Origin of the sequence: Actinomadura sp. K4S16 (genome assembly GCF_008327685.1) — a bacterium.
Lineage (GTDB): Bacteria > Actinomycetota > Actinomycetes > Streptosporangiales > Streptosporangiaceae > Spirillospora.
Genome location: NZ_BDDE01000011.1, coordinates 593,517 through 608,763, shown reverse-complemented (window position 1 = coordinate 608,763; position 15,247 = coordinate 593,517). Strand labels below are relative to the sequence as shown.

Below are 15,247 nucleotides of genomic sequence, written 5' to 3'. Positions count from 1 at the left end.
ACCCCGGCCTGCTGTTCGCGCCCGCCGGGCTGCCGGACCGCATCGCGGCGCACCTCCGCGAGGCCGCCGCCGCGCCGATGCTCAACGAGCGCATCAGCTCCGGGTACCTGGCCGCGGCGGGCGCGCTGGGCGCCCGGCCCGGGGTGCGGCGGCTCGTCTGGCCGGACGAGCGGGACGCGCTGTCGCCGCGCCTGCTCACCATGGACCTCGCGGCGTTCAAGGCCGACATCGACGCCGCGGCGGAGGAGTGCTTCGGGCCCCTCGGCCTGGTCGTCACCTACGACGGCCTCGACGAGGTCGCGGACGCCGTGGCGGCCCTGCCGGGCCAGCTGACCGCGTCGCTGCACGCGGAGCCGGAGGAGGCCGGCGGCCTCGCCGCGCTCGCCGCCGTGCTCGCGGGGCGCAGCGGCCGCGTCCTGTGGAACCAGTGGCCCACCGGCGTCTCCGTCACGCACGCGATGCAGCACGGCGGCCCGTACCCCGCCACGACGGCGCCCTCCACCACGTCGGTAGGCACGGCCGCGATCGAGCGGTTCCTGCGGCCCGTCGCCTACCAGGGCTGGCCGCAGGACCTGCTCCCGCCGCCGCTCCGCGACGACAACCCGTGGAAGGTCCCCCAGGCCGTCCGGTGACGGCAACCTCGGTCCGCCGCTCCGGCGGCGGACCGGGGACGTCCGGACGGGCCGGCGCCCGGTCGCCGGCGGTCAGCCGACCCAGACGGTCTTGGCGTTGCAGAAGGCGCGCAGGCCGTCCGCCGACAGCTCGCGCCCGTAGCCGGAGCGCTTCACCCCGCCGAACGGCAGCTCGGGGAAGGAGGTCGTCATCCCGTTGATGAAGACCTGCCCGGCGTCCAGCTCCCGCACGAACCGCTCGCGCTCGGCGTCGTCGCGGGTCCAGGCGTTCGAGCCGAGCCCGAAGCCCGTGGCGTTCGCGACCTCGACGGCCTCCGACACGCCGCGCACGCGCAGCAGCGACGCGACCGGCGCGAAGACCTCCTCGTGGTACATCCGCATCTCGGGCGTCACCCCGGAGACGACCGTCGGGGGGTAGTACCAGCCGGGCCCGTCCGGGCGCTCGCCGCCGCACAGCACCGTCGCGCCCTTGCCGACCGCGTCGGCGACGAGCTCCTCGACCTCGGCGCGGCCCTGCTCGTTGACGAGCGGGCCGATGTCGGTGGCCTCGTCCATCGGGTCCCCGACCCTCTTCGCGCGCATCCGCTCGACGAACAGCCGCTCGAACTCGTCGGCGCAGCCGGCGTCGACGATGAACCGCTTCGCGGAGATGCAGCTCTGCCCGTTGTTGAGGCAGCGGGACTCCGCCGCCGTCCGCGCCGCGGCCTCCAGGTCGGCGGACGGCATCACCACGAACGGGTCGCTGCCGCCGAGCTCCAGCACCGTCGGCTTGATCTCGTCCCCGGCGATCGCGGCGACGGACCGCCCGGCGGGCTCGCTGCCGGTCAGCGTCGCCGCCTTCACCCGCGGGTCGCACAGCACCCGCTCGACCTTCGCCGAGCCGATCAGCAGCGCCTGGAACGCGCCCTCGGGGAACCCGGCGCGGCGGAACAGGTCCTCCAGGAACAGCGCCGTCTGGGGGACGTTGGAGGAGTGCTTCAGCAGCCCCACGTTCCCCGCCATCAGCCCCGGCGCCGCGAACCTGATCACCTGCCACAGCGGGAAGTTCCACGGCATGACCGCAAGCACGGGCCCGAGCGGCTCGTAGCGGACGTAGGCGTCCCGGGCGTTCACGTCCGCGGGGTCGGCGGGGCGCCGGTCGGCCATGAACTCCGCGGCGTGCTCGGCGTAGTAGCGGCACGCCTTCGCGCACTTCCGCGCCTCCGCGACGGCCGCCTTGAGCGTCTTGCCCATCTCGGTGGTCAGCATGGCGCCGATCTGGTCGGCCTCACCGTCGAGGATGTCGGCCGCGGCGTTCATCCACTCCGCCCGCCGCCCGATCGGCACCGTGCGGTAGGAGGCGAACGTCTCCGCCGCCCGCGCGACGCGCCGGTCGACCTCCTCGTCGGTCAGCGCGTCGAAGGTCTTCTCGACCTCGCCCGTCGCGGGGTTGGTCGTGGCGATCGTCGTCATGTCGGGATGCTCCCTGGGTGTCGGGCTCGTTCACCCGGGACGTGCCCGAGGGGCCCCGCAGGAAACGCCCGCCAGGACCGGCGGTCAGGCGGGGATCACGCACACCGGCGAGGGGAGCGGCAGGGGCGGTCCCTCAGGCACGGGGACGCCGTCCGACCCGATCCGGAAGGTCGCGACCGCGTCGCTCCGCTCGTTCGCCACGTGCATCCACTCGCCGTCCACGTGCAGGTCGCGCGGCCAGTGCCCGCCGGACGGGACGTCCGCGACCGGCTCCAGCGCCGCGCCGCCGTCCAGCACCCGGTGGGCCGTCACCACGTCCGTGCCGCGCATGGACGTGTAGACGTGGCGGCCGCCGTCGCCGAGCTTGATCGCCGCGCCCTGGGCGGAGCCGCCCGCCGGGCCCGCCGTCGCGGCCGACACCGCCGCGACCTCCAGACCCGCGTACCCGTCGGCCGGCCGCAGGACGAGGACGGCCGCGGCCAGCTCCGCCAGCACGTACACGTGCCCGCTCGGATGGACGGCCAGGTGCCGCGGCCCGCAGCCGGCCGGGAGGGCCGTCTCCCCGGCGAGCCGCAGGGCGCCGCCCTCGAACCGGAAGGACCGCACGAGGTCGGCCCCCAGGTCGGTCGTCAGGACGGTCCCGTCGGGAGCGCTGACGGCCATGTGGGCGTGCGGGCCCTCCTGGCGGTCGGCCCTCGGCCCGCCGCCGTGCCCCTCCGCCACGTCGGGACCGCCGGCGAGGCCGCCGTCCGGTCCCAGCGGATACGCCCTGACCGTCCCGGACCCGTAGTCGGCGACGACGAGGCGCTCGCCGTCCGGAGTGACCGACAGGTGGCAGGGCAGTGCGCCGGCCTCGCGCGCGCCGCGCTCCTTCAGCCGCGCGCCGGCCACCCCGTAGGCCGCGACCCCGCCGCGGTCCTCCTCCCGGACGGCGTAGAGGACGTTCCCGGTGGGATGGACGGCCAGGTACGACGGGCACACCGCCTCGGCTGCGAGCCCGTCCGCGCGCAGCGCGCCGTCCGCCCCTCGCACGACCCGGTAGATCCCGGCGCCGCCGCCGGCCGCGCCGGTGTACGTGCCCACCCAGAACGCCCGCTCGCCCACCCGGGACTCCCCTCGAAACGCGATCCGCCCGCCCTCCGGCGGCCGAGGGCGAGCCTAGTCCCGGCCGTGATCGGCGGCGCCGGGAGCCGTCTCCCCGGGCCCCGCGGCGAGGCGGGCGCGCAGCCGCGCGGCGGCGTCCAGGACCGCCTCCCATTCCGCGTCGGTGGCGTCCACCTGCCGGTGCGCGGTGAAGTAGGGGTTCAGCTCGACCTGCCGGTCCTCGGCGTGCCGCCGGACGACGTCGAGCATCCCCGGCACCGGGTCGTGCCCGCGCTCGCGGTCGATCCCGGCGGCCCACGGCAGCGGGTAGGCGGTGATCTCGCCGTCCGCGCGGACGGTGAGCAGGTGGACCTGCCACTCCAGGTCGGTCTCCGCCCCGGCCGGCAGGCCGTCGTAGGCCCACCGCACCGTGGACGGGGACCTTAGCGGCGGGCGGTGACAGAGCCCCAGGGGTTTTCCGGCGCGCTCAGGGGGAGGCGGGGCGCAGGAGCGCCTCCTGGGCGACGGAGGCCACGAGCGTGCCGTCCGCCGTGTGGAGCGTGCCGCGGGCGAGGCCGCGCGCGCCGTGGTTCGCGACGGGGTCCGCGGAGTAGAGCAGCCACCGGTCGGCGCGCGGCGGCCGGTGGAACCACACCGCGTGGTCGAGCGTGACCGCGGTGGCGAGGCGCCGCGGGGAGCCCGGCGCGCGGGCGCTGCTGACCACGCCCATGTCCGACAGGTAGGCGACGAGGCAGGCGTGCAGCGAGGGGTCGTCGCCGACCGGCGCCGACACCCTGATCCAGAACGGGTGCGGCATGGGGAACCCGCCGCCCGCCGGCGGGTTCACGACCCGGATGTCGAACCCGGCGGGGTGCCTGAGGAACGCGGGCAGCTCCGGCTCGGCGAGCTCCTCCGGGCCGGGCGCGCTCGGCGGCGGACCGGCCTGCCAGTCGAACCCGTCCTCCGGGTCGTGGAACGAGGCGATCAGCTCCAGGATCGGCTTGCCGCCCTGGCTCGCCGTGACGTGCCGGGTCGAGAACGAGCGGCCGTCGCGGGTGCGGGCCACCTCGAACACCAGGGGATCGTCCGGCAGGCCGGGGCGGATGAAGTAGGCGTGCAGGGAGTGCGGCGGCCGCCCGCCCGCCGTCAGGCACGCGGCGCGCAGGCTCTGCGCCGCGACCTGGCCGCCGAACAGCCGAGGCCGCCCGACGGGCGGGGACGCGGCCGTGAAGGAGTCCCCGCCGAGCGGCGTCAGGTCGAACACGCGCGTGATCCCGTCGGGGACGTCGCTCATCCGGGCACCTCCTGCGACCTGCGGGCGACCCTACCCGCGGACCGGTCGGGCGCGGGCGGCCGGGGGCGGACCACTGCGGGGCCGGGGACGGCCCTGATACGGTCGCGCGCGGTCGACCTATGATCGCCGGTGGGGCCCGGCGGGGTGCCCGGGGGACGTTCGGCGCCCGCCCGCGGGGGTACGCCCTCGCCCCCACGAGGAGATGAGAGAGGCAATGGCAGATATCACCGAGTCGCCCGAATGGACCGCGCTGGCCGAGCACCACGCGGCGATCGCCGGGCGGCACCTGCGCGAGCTCTTCGCGGACGATCCGGGGCGCGCCGACCGGATGACCGTGACCGCGGGGGACCTGTTCCTGGACTACTCCAAGCACCGCGTCACCGGCGAGACCCTGACGCTGCTCGCGGCGCTCGCCGAGCGGGCCGGGCTGCGGGACCGGATCGAGGCGATGTTCCGCGGGGAGCACATCAACGTCAGCGAGGACCGCGCCGTCCTGCACACCGCGCTGCGGCTGCCTCCCGGCGAGGCCCTGACGGTGGACGGGCAGGACGTCGCGGGCGACGTGCACGCCGTCCTTGACAAGATGGCCGAATTCGCGGGCCGCGTCAGGTCGGGGGAGTGGACGGGCTCCACCGGTAAGCGCATCACGACCGTCGTCAACATCGGCATCGGCGGCTCCGACCTCGGCCCCGCCATGGCCTACGAGGCCCTGCACGACTTCGCGGACGCGGGCATCGCCTGCCGGTTCGTCTCCAACATCGACCCGGCCGACATCCTCGGCAAGCTCGCCGGCCTCGACCCCGAGCAGACGCTGTTCGTCGTCAGCTCCAAGACGTTCGGGACGCTGGAGACCCTCACCAACGCCAAGGTCGCGCGCCGGTGGCTCACCGAGCGGCTCGGCGACGACGCCGTCTCCCGCCACTTCGTCGCCGTGTCCACCAACGCCGAGCGGGTCGCCGAGTTCGGCATCGACACCGTCAACATGTTCGGCTTCTGGGACTGGGTGGGCGGGCGCTACTCCTTCGACGGCGCCATCGGCCTGTCGCTGATGATCGCCATCGGCGGCGAGGCGTTCCGCGAGATGCTCGCCGGGTTCCGGGAGGTCGACGAGCACTTCCGCACCGCGCCGTTCGAGGCCAACATGCCGGTGCTGATGGGGCTGCTCGGCGTCTGGTACACCGACTTCTTCGGCGCGCAGACCCGGGCCGTCCTCCCCTACAGCCAGCGCCTGTCGCGCTTCCCCGCCTACCTCCAGCAGCTCACGATGGAGTCCAACGGCAAGTCGGTGCGGGCCGACGGCGCGCCCGTCGTCGCGCAGACCGGCGCGATCTTCTGGGGCGAGCCCGGCACCAACGGCCAGCACGCCTTCTACCAGCTGCTGCACCAGGGCACCCGGCTCGTGCCCGCGGACTTCATCGGCTTCGCCGAGCCGTTCGAGGACCGCGAGGGCATGCACGACCTGCTCACCGCGAACATGCTCGCGCAGACCTCGGCCCTCGCGTTCGGCAGGACCGCCGAGGAGATCGCGGCCGACGGCACGCCCGCCGCGCTCGTCCCGCACAAGGTCATGCCGGGCAACCGGCCGAGCAGCACGCTCCTCGCGCCGAAGCTCACGCCGAAGACCCTCGGCTCGCTCGTCGCGCTCTACGAGCACATCGTGTTCGTCGAGGGGACGGTCTGGGGCATCGACTCCTTCGACCAGTGGGGCGTCGAGCTCGGCAAGGTGATGGCGATGGACCTCGCCCCCGCGCTCACCTCGCAGGAGCCGCTGTCCGAGGCGCCCGACCCGTCCACCGCCGCGCTCGTGCGCAGGTACCGGGAGCTGCGCGGCCGCAAGGCCTGACGGGCGCGGACGCGCACGACTCCACAGCGCGGATGCACAAGGGCCCGCCCGGTCGTCCGGCGGGCCCTTCTCTTCTCGGCCGTCTCCTCAGGCCCGCCGTCAGGCGCGGGCGCCGGGCAGGGGCCCGTCGACCCAGCCCTGGGACTCCAGGATGGCGCGGAACTCGCCATAGGAGATGAACCCGTCGAGGTTGCTGTCCGCCCTCTCGAACCTGTCCTGCGTCTCGGCCCGAGTCCAGGACAGTCCCAGCTCCTCCAGCACGAGCGTGAACTCCATCAGGTCGAGCTTCTCGTCGCCGCCGAGGTCCGCGCGCGTGAACACGGCAAGAAGGTCGTCCCCGGTCGGTCTCGTCGTCATCTCGCTCCTCGTTCCGGTCCGATGTAGCCCCGCATCATGTCATAGCGGGCAGGATCGGATATATGCGAAACGCCGCAGGAAGACCCCTGGTTCCCGGCTAGCCCTCGCCCGTCAACTCGGGGACGCGGTGGCGGTAGCGCTCCAGCAGCGCGGCGTTCACCTCGTCCCCGCCGGGGACGTTCGCGCTCGTCCAGCGCGGCAGGTCGGCGCCGCGCGCCGCCGCGAGGTCGTCGAGGTCGGCCAGCACCCGCGCCCACGCGTACGCGGCGAGGACGGTGGAGACCGCCGCGGTGCGCGGCGCGCCCGCCGGATGCAGGACGTCCCCGGGCGGGACGCACGTGTCGAGCACGATGGCCGCGTGGTCGGCGAGGGTCGTGTCGGTCCGCGCCGCCGCGCCCCGCGACGCCCGCGCCGAGGTCACCGCGACGACCGGCACGCCCCGCGCCGCGCACTCCTCCGCGACCTCCACCGGATAGGGGTTGCGGCCGCTGGTGGAGAACACCACCGCCACGTCGGGCGGGGCGGGCGCCGCCTTCTCGACCACGGCGCGCCCCACCCCGTCCCGCCGTTCGGCGCGGGTGCTGCGCAGCGCGTCGTCGAGCGGGAACACCGCGGGGTCCCAGATCGGGCGGACGGCGGCGAGCCCGCCGGCCCGGTAGAAGGTCTCGCACACCATCGCCAGGGAGTGCCCGGCGCCGGCGACGTGCACGATCCCGTCGGCCTCGATCGCGTCGAGCAGCAGCGCGGCGGCCTCGCCGGCCGCCGCTCCGGAGACCGCGTCGAGGTCGTCGAGCAGGGCGCGGACCCGTGCGGGGACCCCGGAGGACGCCGCGTCAGGCATTCGGTAGAGCCTCCTTCAGGATGCCGGCCAGGTCGTCCTCGCCGGACGCCGCGCGGAGGCGCTCGGCGAGTCCGCCGGACAGTGCGCGCGCCAGCGCGGACAGCGTGCCGACGTGCGCGTCGGGGCCGGGGGTGCAGAACGCCAGCAGCAGGTCGACCGGGTCGTTGTCAGGATGGCCGAACTCGACCGGGGACGCCAGCCGGGTGACGCCGACGCCGACGGCCAGGCCGCCCTCCTCGGGACGGGCGTGGACGAGCGCGAGCCCCTTGGTCAGCACGATGTAGGGGCCGTTCTCCTCCACCACCCGGACGCACGCCTCCGGGTAGCCCTCGCCCGCCGCGCCGGCGGCGACCAGCCCGGAGGCCGCCGCCCGGACGGCCTCCCGCCAGTCGCGGGCCGCCGCCCCGTCGGCCGCGGCGACGACCGGTCCCGGCGGCGCGGTCCCGGGCGCCGCCCCCTCGGGACGGGCCGTCACGGGAGCCAGCCCTGCTCGGTCAGGCGCTCCCGGAGCTGGGCCGCCAGGCCCTCCTTGTCCAGGAAGTCGCTGATGGTGATGACCACGGGCGCGAGGTCGGCGATCTCGCCGGTGTGCATGCCCTGGCCGATCACCACGTCGGGCGACATCCCGCGCGCCGTGGACACGTCGGTGTTCTCGACCCGCGCGTCCACGCCGAGCGAGCGCAGCGCGTCCTCGGCGGTCATCTTGAGCATCAGGCTGGAGCCCATGCCGACGCCGCAGACCGCGAGGATCTCCAGTTGCCGGTCCAGTGCCATGTCCGTCTTCTCTCCTCGTAGGGTCGGTCAGGCCCGCGCGGCGGCCGTCCCCGTTCGCACGGCCGCCGCGCGGCGCCCGTCATGCCTCGGCGGGGGCCGCGCTCTCGGGCGCCGCCTCCTCCTCCACCGTCGCCCGGCGCTTCTCGGCGCGGCCGAGGAGCAGCAGGGTGGCGACCATCGCGGCGATCGCGACGGCGGGGACGAGCCAGATCGAGTTTCCGCCGACGACCGGGTCCGCGGCCTTCAGCAGCCAGGCGATCGCGTACCAGTCGGGGTCGGCGAGCGTCGCCAGCTCGGGCGCGGTCTTCTCGTACAGGCCCCACGTGACCGCCTGCCCGACGGCGAGGACCAGCCCGGTGACGGCGCCGCCGAGGACGGCGCCGCGCCAGCCCGCCACCACGTTGCCGAACAGCGCCGCCGCGCCGCCCACGAAGAACAGCATGATCATGGGCGGGGCGAGGGTGAACCAGCCGGCGCCGGCGAACACGCCGAGGCAGACCAGGAACACCACGGTCGACGAGACGAATCCGACCATTACGGCGGTCGGCGCGACGGGGAACACGGTGGGCGCGTCCAGCGCCGGGCGCGTGCCCGGGATGACGCGGTCGCTGAACCCCTTGAACGCCGGGACGATCTCGCCGAGGAACATCCGCACGCCGAACAGCAGGATCGCGATGCCGCCCGCGAACCGCAGGCCCACCAGGATGGCCCACACCCACGGCGACAGCTTGTCGTCCATCTCGGCCGCGGCCTTGGCCACCACGCCGTCGTCGGCGAACGCGACCCCGATCAGCATGATCACGGTGATGATCAGCGCGGTGCTGACGTTGACGTCCTTGAAGAACGACAGCTGGCGCGGCAGCTTCAGCTTCTCGGTGTCGTGCTTCTCGCGGCTGCCGAGCGGGCGGGCCGCGTAGCCGGTGACCAGGCAGGCGAGCGAGCTGGTGTGCGCGAACCCGAACCGGTCGTCCGGCATGACGCGGCGCATCAGCGGGCGCATCCACAGCGGCTGGAGCGTCCAGTACGCGGCGACGAAACCGGCCCCGCAGAGCACGAGGGTGAGCTGGTCGGCGCCGGGCGCGATCGTCACCAGCGAGGCGACCGTCACCGTGCTGATCCAGAACATCAGGTGGCCGGTGAGGTACAGGTACCGGGCCGCCGGGAAGAGCCGCACCACCAGCACGTGCGCCAGGAACGCGACCGTGATCACCAGCGCGATCGTCCCGCCCTGGTCGGCGAGGAAGTCGGCGAGGGTGTTGTCGGCCTTCGGCGGCGTGGTCCCCATCGCGCTGGCGAGCACGGTCTGGAAGCTCGTCAGCCCGCCGGTGAAGACCTCCACGCCGATGAACAGGATGACCACGCCGATCGTGGCGCGCAGTGCCCCGGCGAAGACGTCCTCGAACCGCTTGCGCTGCAGGAGCAGCCCCAGCAGCGTGATGAGCCCGATGAGGATGGGCACCTGGCCGAACACGTTGTCGGCCAGGAAGGTGAGGATGTCCTTGATGACGTCCATGGTGAACTCGCCTCACATCTCGGGGGATGGGTGGTGCGCTGTCGCCCCCGTCAGCGCGGACGGACGATCGTGCGCCCGGGACGCGGCGCCCGGGCGTGCGGTCAGTGGTTCGGTGGTCGCAGGTCCAGTTCGAGCCGGTACCGGTCGCCGCGGTAGACGGACCGGACGTACTCCAGCGGCCGGCCGTCCGCGTCCCTGGTGATCCGCTCGAACAGGAACGCCGGCGTGTGCACCGGGACGCCGAGCTCGGCGGCCTCCTCGGCGGTGGTGACGGTCGGCTCGATGGTCTCGGTGCCCGAGGCGATCACGATGCCGCCGCCCCGGAGCAGGTCGTAGAACGACCGCCCCTCCAGGTCGTGCCGCCGCAGGCCCGGCATCAGCGCCCGCGGCAGGTAGAGGGTCTCGATGGCCATGGTGGCCTCGTCGGCCAGCCGCAGGCGCCGAATGGTAAATACCTCTTCGTCGGGCGACAGGGCCAGCCGGCGGCCGATCCGCGCCCCCGCGGCCTCGGTGCGGAACGACAGCACCCGCCCGCCCGGCCTCATCCCGCGCCTGATCATGTCCTCGGTGAAAGACGTCATGGTCAGCGACACGGCGATCCGGGGTTCGGCCACGTAGGTCCCGCTCCCGTGCCGCCGCTCGAGCAGTCCGTCGGTGACGAGCCCGTCGACGGCCTGGCGCAATGTCGGCCGCGAGACGCCGAGCTCCTCGGCCAGGCGGCGCTCGGACGGCAGCGCGTCGCCGACGTCCAGGCCGTCCAGCATCGCGAGCAGCTCGCGCCGGACCGCCTGCCGTTTCGTGCTCCCGGTCCGGGCTTCACCGGTGGATGGCATGCGTATCACCTCCTTACCGCCTGTTCCTGTCGTCGCACACGGTATGTCCCATTATGGCGACTGGTCAATACCACTTTGTCGATGTTTGCCGTGGTCATGGGCGGACGGCCCGAACTACCGTCGCGGAAGATCGTCAAGACGGTGCCGTTCCGGCGGCGGTCCGGAGGACGGCGACGCCGCGCCCGGCGCGGCGAGGAAGGCGGCCAGATGAGGAAGTTCGTGCGCGGCGCACTGGCGCTCGCCCTGCCCGCGCTCATGCCGGCGGCGCTCTGCGCGGCGCCGGCCCGGGCCGACGAGGGCAGGCCGGGGGCGCGGGACGGCTGGAGGCTGGTCGCCTCCGAGCCGTTCGACCGGCGCATCGACGATGCGAAGACGCCCTGGAGGCCGGACGGCGACGGTCCGTCCAGTCCCTACAACGTCGACATGTACGACAACGACGGCGCCTACTTCGACACGGTGGGCGGTCCGGCGTTCCGCGAGCAGCTCGCGAAGATGAAGACCTACCGCAAGTCGTTCGCGTTCGGGAAGCGCGGCTGGCTCACCGCCGAGCTGGCCGCCCGGGACGCCGACGGAGACGGCCGGCCGGACGCGCCGCCCACGCTCACGTCCCGCAAGGGCATGGCGTTGCTGAAGGAGCCGAGCCACCAGGCGGGCGTCGTCATCCGCTCGACCCGCGACCTGCCCGCCGAGTACCGGGTGGAGATGACCCTGCGCGGCCTCGACTTCGGCGGTCGGCGCGACGGGTCGTGGGACTATCCGGACGGCCGGATCAACGGCTACTCGCCCGAGGGCTGCAAGACCAACTTCCCCTGGGCGTCGGGCGGCGACTACACCAGGCCCGAGTGCGCGTGGGCCGACGTCCGGACCGACTCCAACGGCTTCTACTACATGTCGATCATGGACTACCGGCAGGTCGCGCCGCACAACAACGTGTTCGTCCACGGCCACCGCAAGGTCGCCATGGACGGCTACAACCGGTACAAGTACACCGGCAAGGGCCTGCTGTACTGCAACCCCGCGACCGGGCAGTACGAGCCGTACTCCGCCGGAACCGGCAACGGCGTCAACGCGATCTTCATGACCGACGACCGCCGCTACCCGACGATGCCGGGCACCGAGTACCTGATGGAGAGCGAGTGCGGGCTGCGCAAGGGCGGCGCCATCGTCTCGACCGTCGACCTCAGGCCCGAACTCCTGCCGAAGGAGCCGTACACCTTCGCGGTGGAGCGGCGCGGCGGCGCCTACACCATGGAGATGTCCGGGGTCTTCGCGCACGTCGGCCGGGCGACCTTCCGCTACACGCGCGCGTTCGTCCAGGACGGCGAGCCGATCTGGCACTACAACCAGAAGCCGGGCGAGTACGACGGCCGGTTCAACGCCGACTGGACCTGGACGGGCCCGGGCGGCACCCTCGTCGACCGCGACACCTGGCCGGCCGGGTCCGCCTACCCCGACCGGTTCATGATCGGTGACCCGCACATGAACTTCTACGAGGGATCGGCGCAGGTGGACGACATCCGACTGTACGTACCGAAGTAGGAGCCCGATGTCGGTGGCGCGGTCTAGGGTCCGTGGGAACGTGCCAAGCCTCGTCCTTGGGGGCCTCGTGACTCAGCAGACCGCACCCGGCCGGGCGCCCGTGCCGTCCCTCGCCGAGCCCTGCGCCGGGCGGGAGGCGGCGGGCGCCCGGCCGCCCGCCGGGCGGGGCCCGGCGCCCGCGCTGGACGTCTTCCTGACCGGCCAGGTCTTCATGGACATGATCTTCACGGGGCTGCCCGGGCTGCCGCCGCCCGGCACCGAGATCGTCACCGACGGCCTCGGCTCCGCGCCGGGCGGCGTCGCCAACATCGCCGTCGCGATGAGCCGGCTCGGCCTGCGGGTCGGGCTGGCGGCCCCGTTCGGCGACGACATGTTCGGCGCCTACCTGTGGCGGACGCTCGCCGAGCAGGAGGGCGTCGACCTCGGGCCGTCGCGGCGGGTGCCGGGCTGGTCGACGCCGGTCACGGTGTCGATGGCCTACGACTCCGACCGCAGCATGGTGACGTTCGAGCGCCCCGTCCCGGCCGCGCAGGCGGGCCCGGACGGTCCCGGCGCGCCGCCGCCGGCCGCGCGGGCGTGCGTCGTGGACGTCGACCGCCCGCTCCCGTCGTGGACGGCCGGGATGCGCGAGCGCGGCACGCTGGTGTTCGGCGACCTCGGCTGGGACCAGACGGGCGCCTGGCCGGCCGAGGTCCTCGACCGCCTCGCGCACGTGGACGCCTTCCTGCCGAACGCCGCCGAGGCGATGTCCTACACCCGCACCCGCTCGCCGGCCGAGGCCGCCGAGGCGCTCGCCGAGCGGGTGCCGCTCGTCGTGGTCAAGTGCGGCGGCGACGGCGCGATCGCCATCGACTCGGCGGCGGGGGAGCGGGCCGAGACGCGCGCGCTGCCGGTGCGGGCGCTCGACCCGACCGGCGCGGGCGACGTGTTCGCCGCGGGCTTCGTGTTCGCGACCCTCGCCGGGCTCGCGCTGCCCGAGCGGCTGCGGTTCGCCAACCTGTGCGCGGGGCTGTCGGTCCGGCACCGCAGCGGCTCCCTCGGCTCGCCCTGCTGGGGCGAGATCGCCGCCTTCGGCGAGTCGGGCGAGGTGCCCGAGTCGGTCCTCGCCGACTACGCGTTCGTGATCCCGTTCATCCCCGAGGCCGCCGACGACACCGTCGTCCGCGCCGAGCCGACGCTGCGCCGGGAGGGGTGAGCCGGCGGGTCAGCCGGCCGCCGCCCCGGCGCGGTACTCCTGCGGGCTGACGCCGTGCTCGCGCTTGAACGCCGTGCTCAGCGCGAACGCGGTGCCGTAGCCGACCCGGCGGGCCACCGCCTCCAGCGTCGCGTCCGTCTCGCGCAGGAGGTCGGCGGCCTGCGCGAGGCGGACGCCGGTGAGGTAGGCCATGGGCGGCTCGCCGACCAGCTTCGCGAACCGCTGCGCGAGCGCCGCGCGGGACGCCCCGACCCCGGCCGCGAGGTCCGCGACCGTCCACGGGTGCGCCAGGTCGTCGTGCAGGAGCCGGAGCGCGGGGCCGACGACCGGGTCGCCGTGGGCCCGGTACCAGCCGGGCGCGGCCGAGTCCGGGCGGGAGAACCAGGCGCGCAGCGTCGCGATGAGCAGCAGGTCGAGGAGCCGGTCGAGGACGACGTCCTGGCCGGGCTCGTCCTTGCCGATCTCCTCCTGCAGCACGGCGACGAGCGGCGACTTCCAGGTGTCGCCGCGGACGACCGCCACCGGGGGCAGCGCGGCCAGCAGCCGCTGGGTGACGGCGCCGCGCATCTGGTAGGTGCCGATCAGCATGACCGCCGAGCCGCCGGGGTCGTTGCCCCAGGCGCGGACGCCGAGGTCCATCGCCTCCGAGAGGCTCGTCCCGTCCGGGGTGGTGCAGCGCTGCCCGGGATGGATGACGACCTGCGGCGCGGTCGCGGGGTCGTCGCTGACGGTGTAGGGGTCCGGGCCGCGGAAGACGGCCATGTCGCCGGGGCCGACGCGCTGCGGTTCGCCCTCGTCGGGTATCAGCCACGCCTCGTCCCTGACCATGGAGAGAAGGGTCAGGGGCGCTTCGTCCTGGATCCGGAGCGACCAGGGCCGGGCGAGGGTGGAGCGCAGCATGAACGCTCCCCGCGCGCGCGGACCGTCGAGGAGTTCGGCCAGGGCGTCCATGGGGGCCAGCGTAGACGCTCGCGTATGGGGGCGAGCGTCTCGACGATGGTGGCCGGAACCGCCCGGCAGTTGACTCGAAGGCATGACGAACAGCGCAGCGGACATCATCGAAAGCGGCCTCACCCTCGTCCTCGGCGGGACCGGCAAGACCGGCCGCCGCGTCGTCGAGCGGCTGGAGGCGCGGGACGTCCCGGTCCGGATGGGCTCGCGGTCGGCCTCGCCGCCCTTCGACTGGGAGGACGAGTCGACCTGGGCGCCCGTCCTGCGGAACGTCGAGAACGTCTACCTCTCCTACTACCCCGACCTGGCCGTGCCCGGCGCCCCCGACGCCATCCGCGCGTTCACCGCCGCGGCGGCGGACGCGGGCGTGCGGCGCGTGGTCCTGCTGTCGGGGCGTGGCGAGCCCGAGGCGCGGGAGTGCGAGCGGATCGTGGCGGCGTCGGGCCTGCGGTGGACGGTCGTGCGGTCGAGCTGGTTCGCGCAGAACTTCAGCGAGGACTACCTGCTCGACCCCGTGCGGGCGGGCGAGGTGGTCCTCCCGGCGGGCGACGTGCCCGAGCCGTTCGTGGACGCCGACGACATCGCGGACGTGGCCGTCGAGGCGCTCACCCGGGACGGGCACGCCGGCGAGGTCTACGAGGTGACCGGCCCGCGGGCGCTCACGTTCGCCGAGGCGGTCGCCGAGATCGGCCGCGCCGCCGGGCGCGGGATCGCCTTCGTCCCCGTCGGCGCGGACGACCACGCGGCGGCCCTCCGGGAGCACGGCGTGCCCGAGGACGTCATCGCCCTCCTGACCTACCTGTTCACCACCGTGCTGGACGGCCGCAACGCCCGGCCCGCCGACGGCGTCGAGCGGGCCCTCGGCCGCAAGCCGCGGGACTTCTCCGAGTACGCGCGCGACGCCGCCGCCAGCGGCATCTGGAACCACTGACCCGAGGAC

15 protein-coding genes and 1 pseudogene are annotated in these 15,247 nt (G+C 74.3%); 5 read left to right on the top strand and 11 right to left on the bottom strand.

What is annotated here, in order from left to right:
- Positions 1-632: pseudogene (locus tag K4S16_RS45645) on the top strand (aldehyde dehydrogenase (NADP(+))); the annotation flags it as partial.
- A gap of 72 nt (positions 633-704) precedes the next feature.
- Here the strand turns inward: K4S16_RS45645 and K4S16_RS10040 are convergent.
- The 4 genes from K4S16_RS10040 to K4S16_RS10025 form a co-directional block, all read right to left on the bottom strand.
- Positions 705-2,084, bottom strand: coding sequence for an NADP-dependent succinic semialdehyde dehydrogenase (locus tag K4S16_RS10040; protein WP_149258569.1), 1,380 nt, complete (start codon positions 2,082-2,084; stop codon positions 705-707).
- An 84-nt stretch (positions 2,085-2,168) separates the two neighbouring features.
- On the bottom strand, positions 2,169-3,188 hold the full coding sequence (locus K4S16_RS10035) for a lactonase family protein (protein ID WP_149258568.1): 1,020 nt from the start codon (positions 3,186-3,188) through the stop codon (positions 2,169-2,171).
- 54 nt (positions 3,189-3,242) lie between these two features.
- Positions 3,243-3,596 (bottom strand): hypothetical protein, encoded by a 354-nt coding sequence (locus K4S16_RS10030; RefSeq protein ID WP_149258567.1) that lies wholly within the window; start codon positions 3,594-3,596, stop codon positions 3,243-3,245.
- A gap of 58 nt (positions 3,597-3,654) precedes the next feature.
- Positions 3,655-4,461 carry an acyl-CoA thioesterase II gene (locus K4S16_RS10025; RefSeq protein ID WP_149258566.1) on the bottom strand — a complete coding sequence of 269 codons (807 nt, stop codon included), beginning with the start codon at positions 4,459-4,461 and terminating at the stop codon, positions 3,655-3,657.
- 214 nt (positions 4,462-4,675) lie between these two features.
- Between K4S16_RS10025 and pgi the strand changes: the two genes are divergently transcribed.
- Positions 4,676-6,304, top strand: a complete 1,629-nt coding sequence (gene pgi / locus K4S16_RS10020; RefSeq protein WP_200841781.1) for a glucose-6-phosphate isomerase — start codon at positions 4,676-4,678, stop codon at positions 6,302-6,304.
- A 99-nt stretch (positions 6,305-6,403) separates the two neighbouring features.
- Here pgi and K4S16_RS10015 read toward each other — a convergent pair whose 3' ends face one another.
- From K4S16_RS10015 to K4S16_RS09990, 6 genes are all read right to left on the bottom strand, one after another.
- Complete coding sequence (locus tag K4S16_RS10015; protein ID WP_149258564.1) at positions 6,404-6,661, bottom strand: EF-hand domain-containing protein; 258 nt, start codon at positions 6,659-6,661, stop codon at positions 6,404-6,406.
- A 97-nt stretch (positions 6,662-6,758) separates the two neighbouring features.
- Positions 6,759-7,502 carry a sugar isomerase domain-containing protein gene (locus K4S16_RS10010; RefSeq protein ID WP_149258563.1) on the bottom strand — a complete coding sequence of 248 codons (744 nt, stop codon included), beginning with the start codon at positions 7,500-7,502 and terminating at the stop codon, positions 6,759-6,761.
- A complete protein-coding gene (locus tag K4S16_RS10005; RefSeq protein WP_160160874.1) occupies positions 7,495-7,977 on the bottom strand; it encodes a PTS sugar transporter subunit IIA in 483 nt (160 codons plus the stop codon). The genes K4S16_RS10010 and K4S16_RS10005 overlap by 8 nt, the downstream gene beginning before the upstream one ends.
- A complete protein-coding gene (locus tag K4S16_RS10000) occupies positions 7,974-8,276 on the bottom strand; it encodes a PTS sugar transporter subunit IIB (RefSeq protein WP_149258561.1) in 303 nt (100 codons plus the stop codon). The genes K4S16_RS10005 and K4S16_RS10000 overlap by 4 nt, the downstream gene beginning before the upstream one ends.
- 79 nt (positions 8,277-8,355) lie before the next feature.
- Positions 8,356-9,789 carry a PTS ascorbate transporter subunit IIC gene (locus K4S16_RS09995; protein WP_149258560.1) on the bottom strand — a complete coding sequence of 478 codons (1,434 nt, stop codon included), beginning with the start codon at positions 9,787-9,789 and terminating at the stop codon, positions 8,356-8,358.
- A gap of 101 nt (positions 9,790-9,890) precedes the next feature.
- Positions 9,891-10,622 (bottom strand): GntR family transcriptional regulator, encoded by a 732-nt coding sequence (locus tag K4S16_RS09990; RefSeq protein ID WP_149258559.1) that lies wholly within the window; start codon positions 10,620-10,622, stop codon positions 9,891-9,893.
- 207 nt (positions 10,623-10,829) lie between these two features.
- Here K4S16_RS09990 and K4S16_RS09985 point away from each other — a divergent pair, with 207 nt between their 5' ends.
- Positions 10,830-12,161: a hypothetical protein gene (locus K4S16_RS09985; protein WP_149258558.1), complete on the top strand. Its 1,332-nt coding sequence runs from the start codon at positions 10,830-10,832 to the stop codon at positions 12,159-12,161.
- Between the two features lie 67 nt (positions 12,162-12,228).
- On the top strand, positions 12,229-13,356 hold the full coding sequence (locus K4S16_RS09980) for a PfkB family carbohydrate kinase (protein ID WP_235036684.1): 1,128 nt from the start codon (positions 12,229-12,231) through the stop codon (positions 13,354-13,356).
- 9 nt (positions 13,357-13,365) lie between these two features.
- On the opposite strand, the gene K4S16_RS09975 is transcribed toward K4S16_RS09980, so the two are convergent.
- Positions 13,366-14,307 (bottom strand): AraC family transcriptional regulator, encoded by a 942-nt coding sequence (locus K4S16_RS09975; protein ID WP_149258556.1) that lies wholly within the window; start codon positions 14,305-14,307, stop codon positions 13,366-13,368.
- An 82-nt stretch (positions 14,308-14,389) separates the two neighbouring features.
- Between K4S16_RS09975 and K4S16_RS09970 the strand changes: the two genes are divergently transcribed.
- On the top strand, positions 14,390-15,238 hold the full coding sequence (locus tag K4S16_RS09970) for an NAD(P)H-binding protein (RefSeq protein ID WP_149258555.1): 849 nt from the start codon (positions 14,390-14,392) through the stop codon (positions 15,236-15,238).
- Positions 15,239-15,247 lie beyond the last annotated feature (9 nt).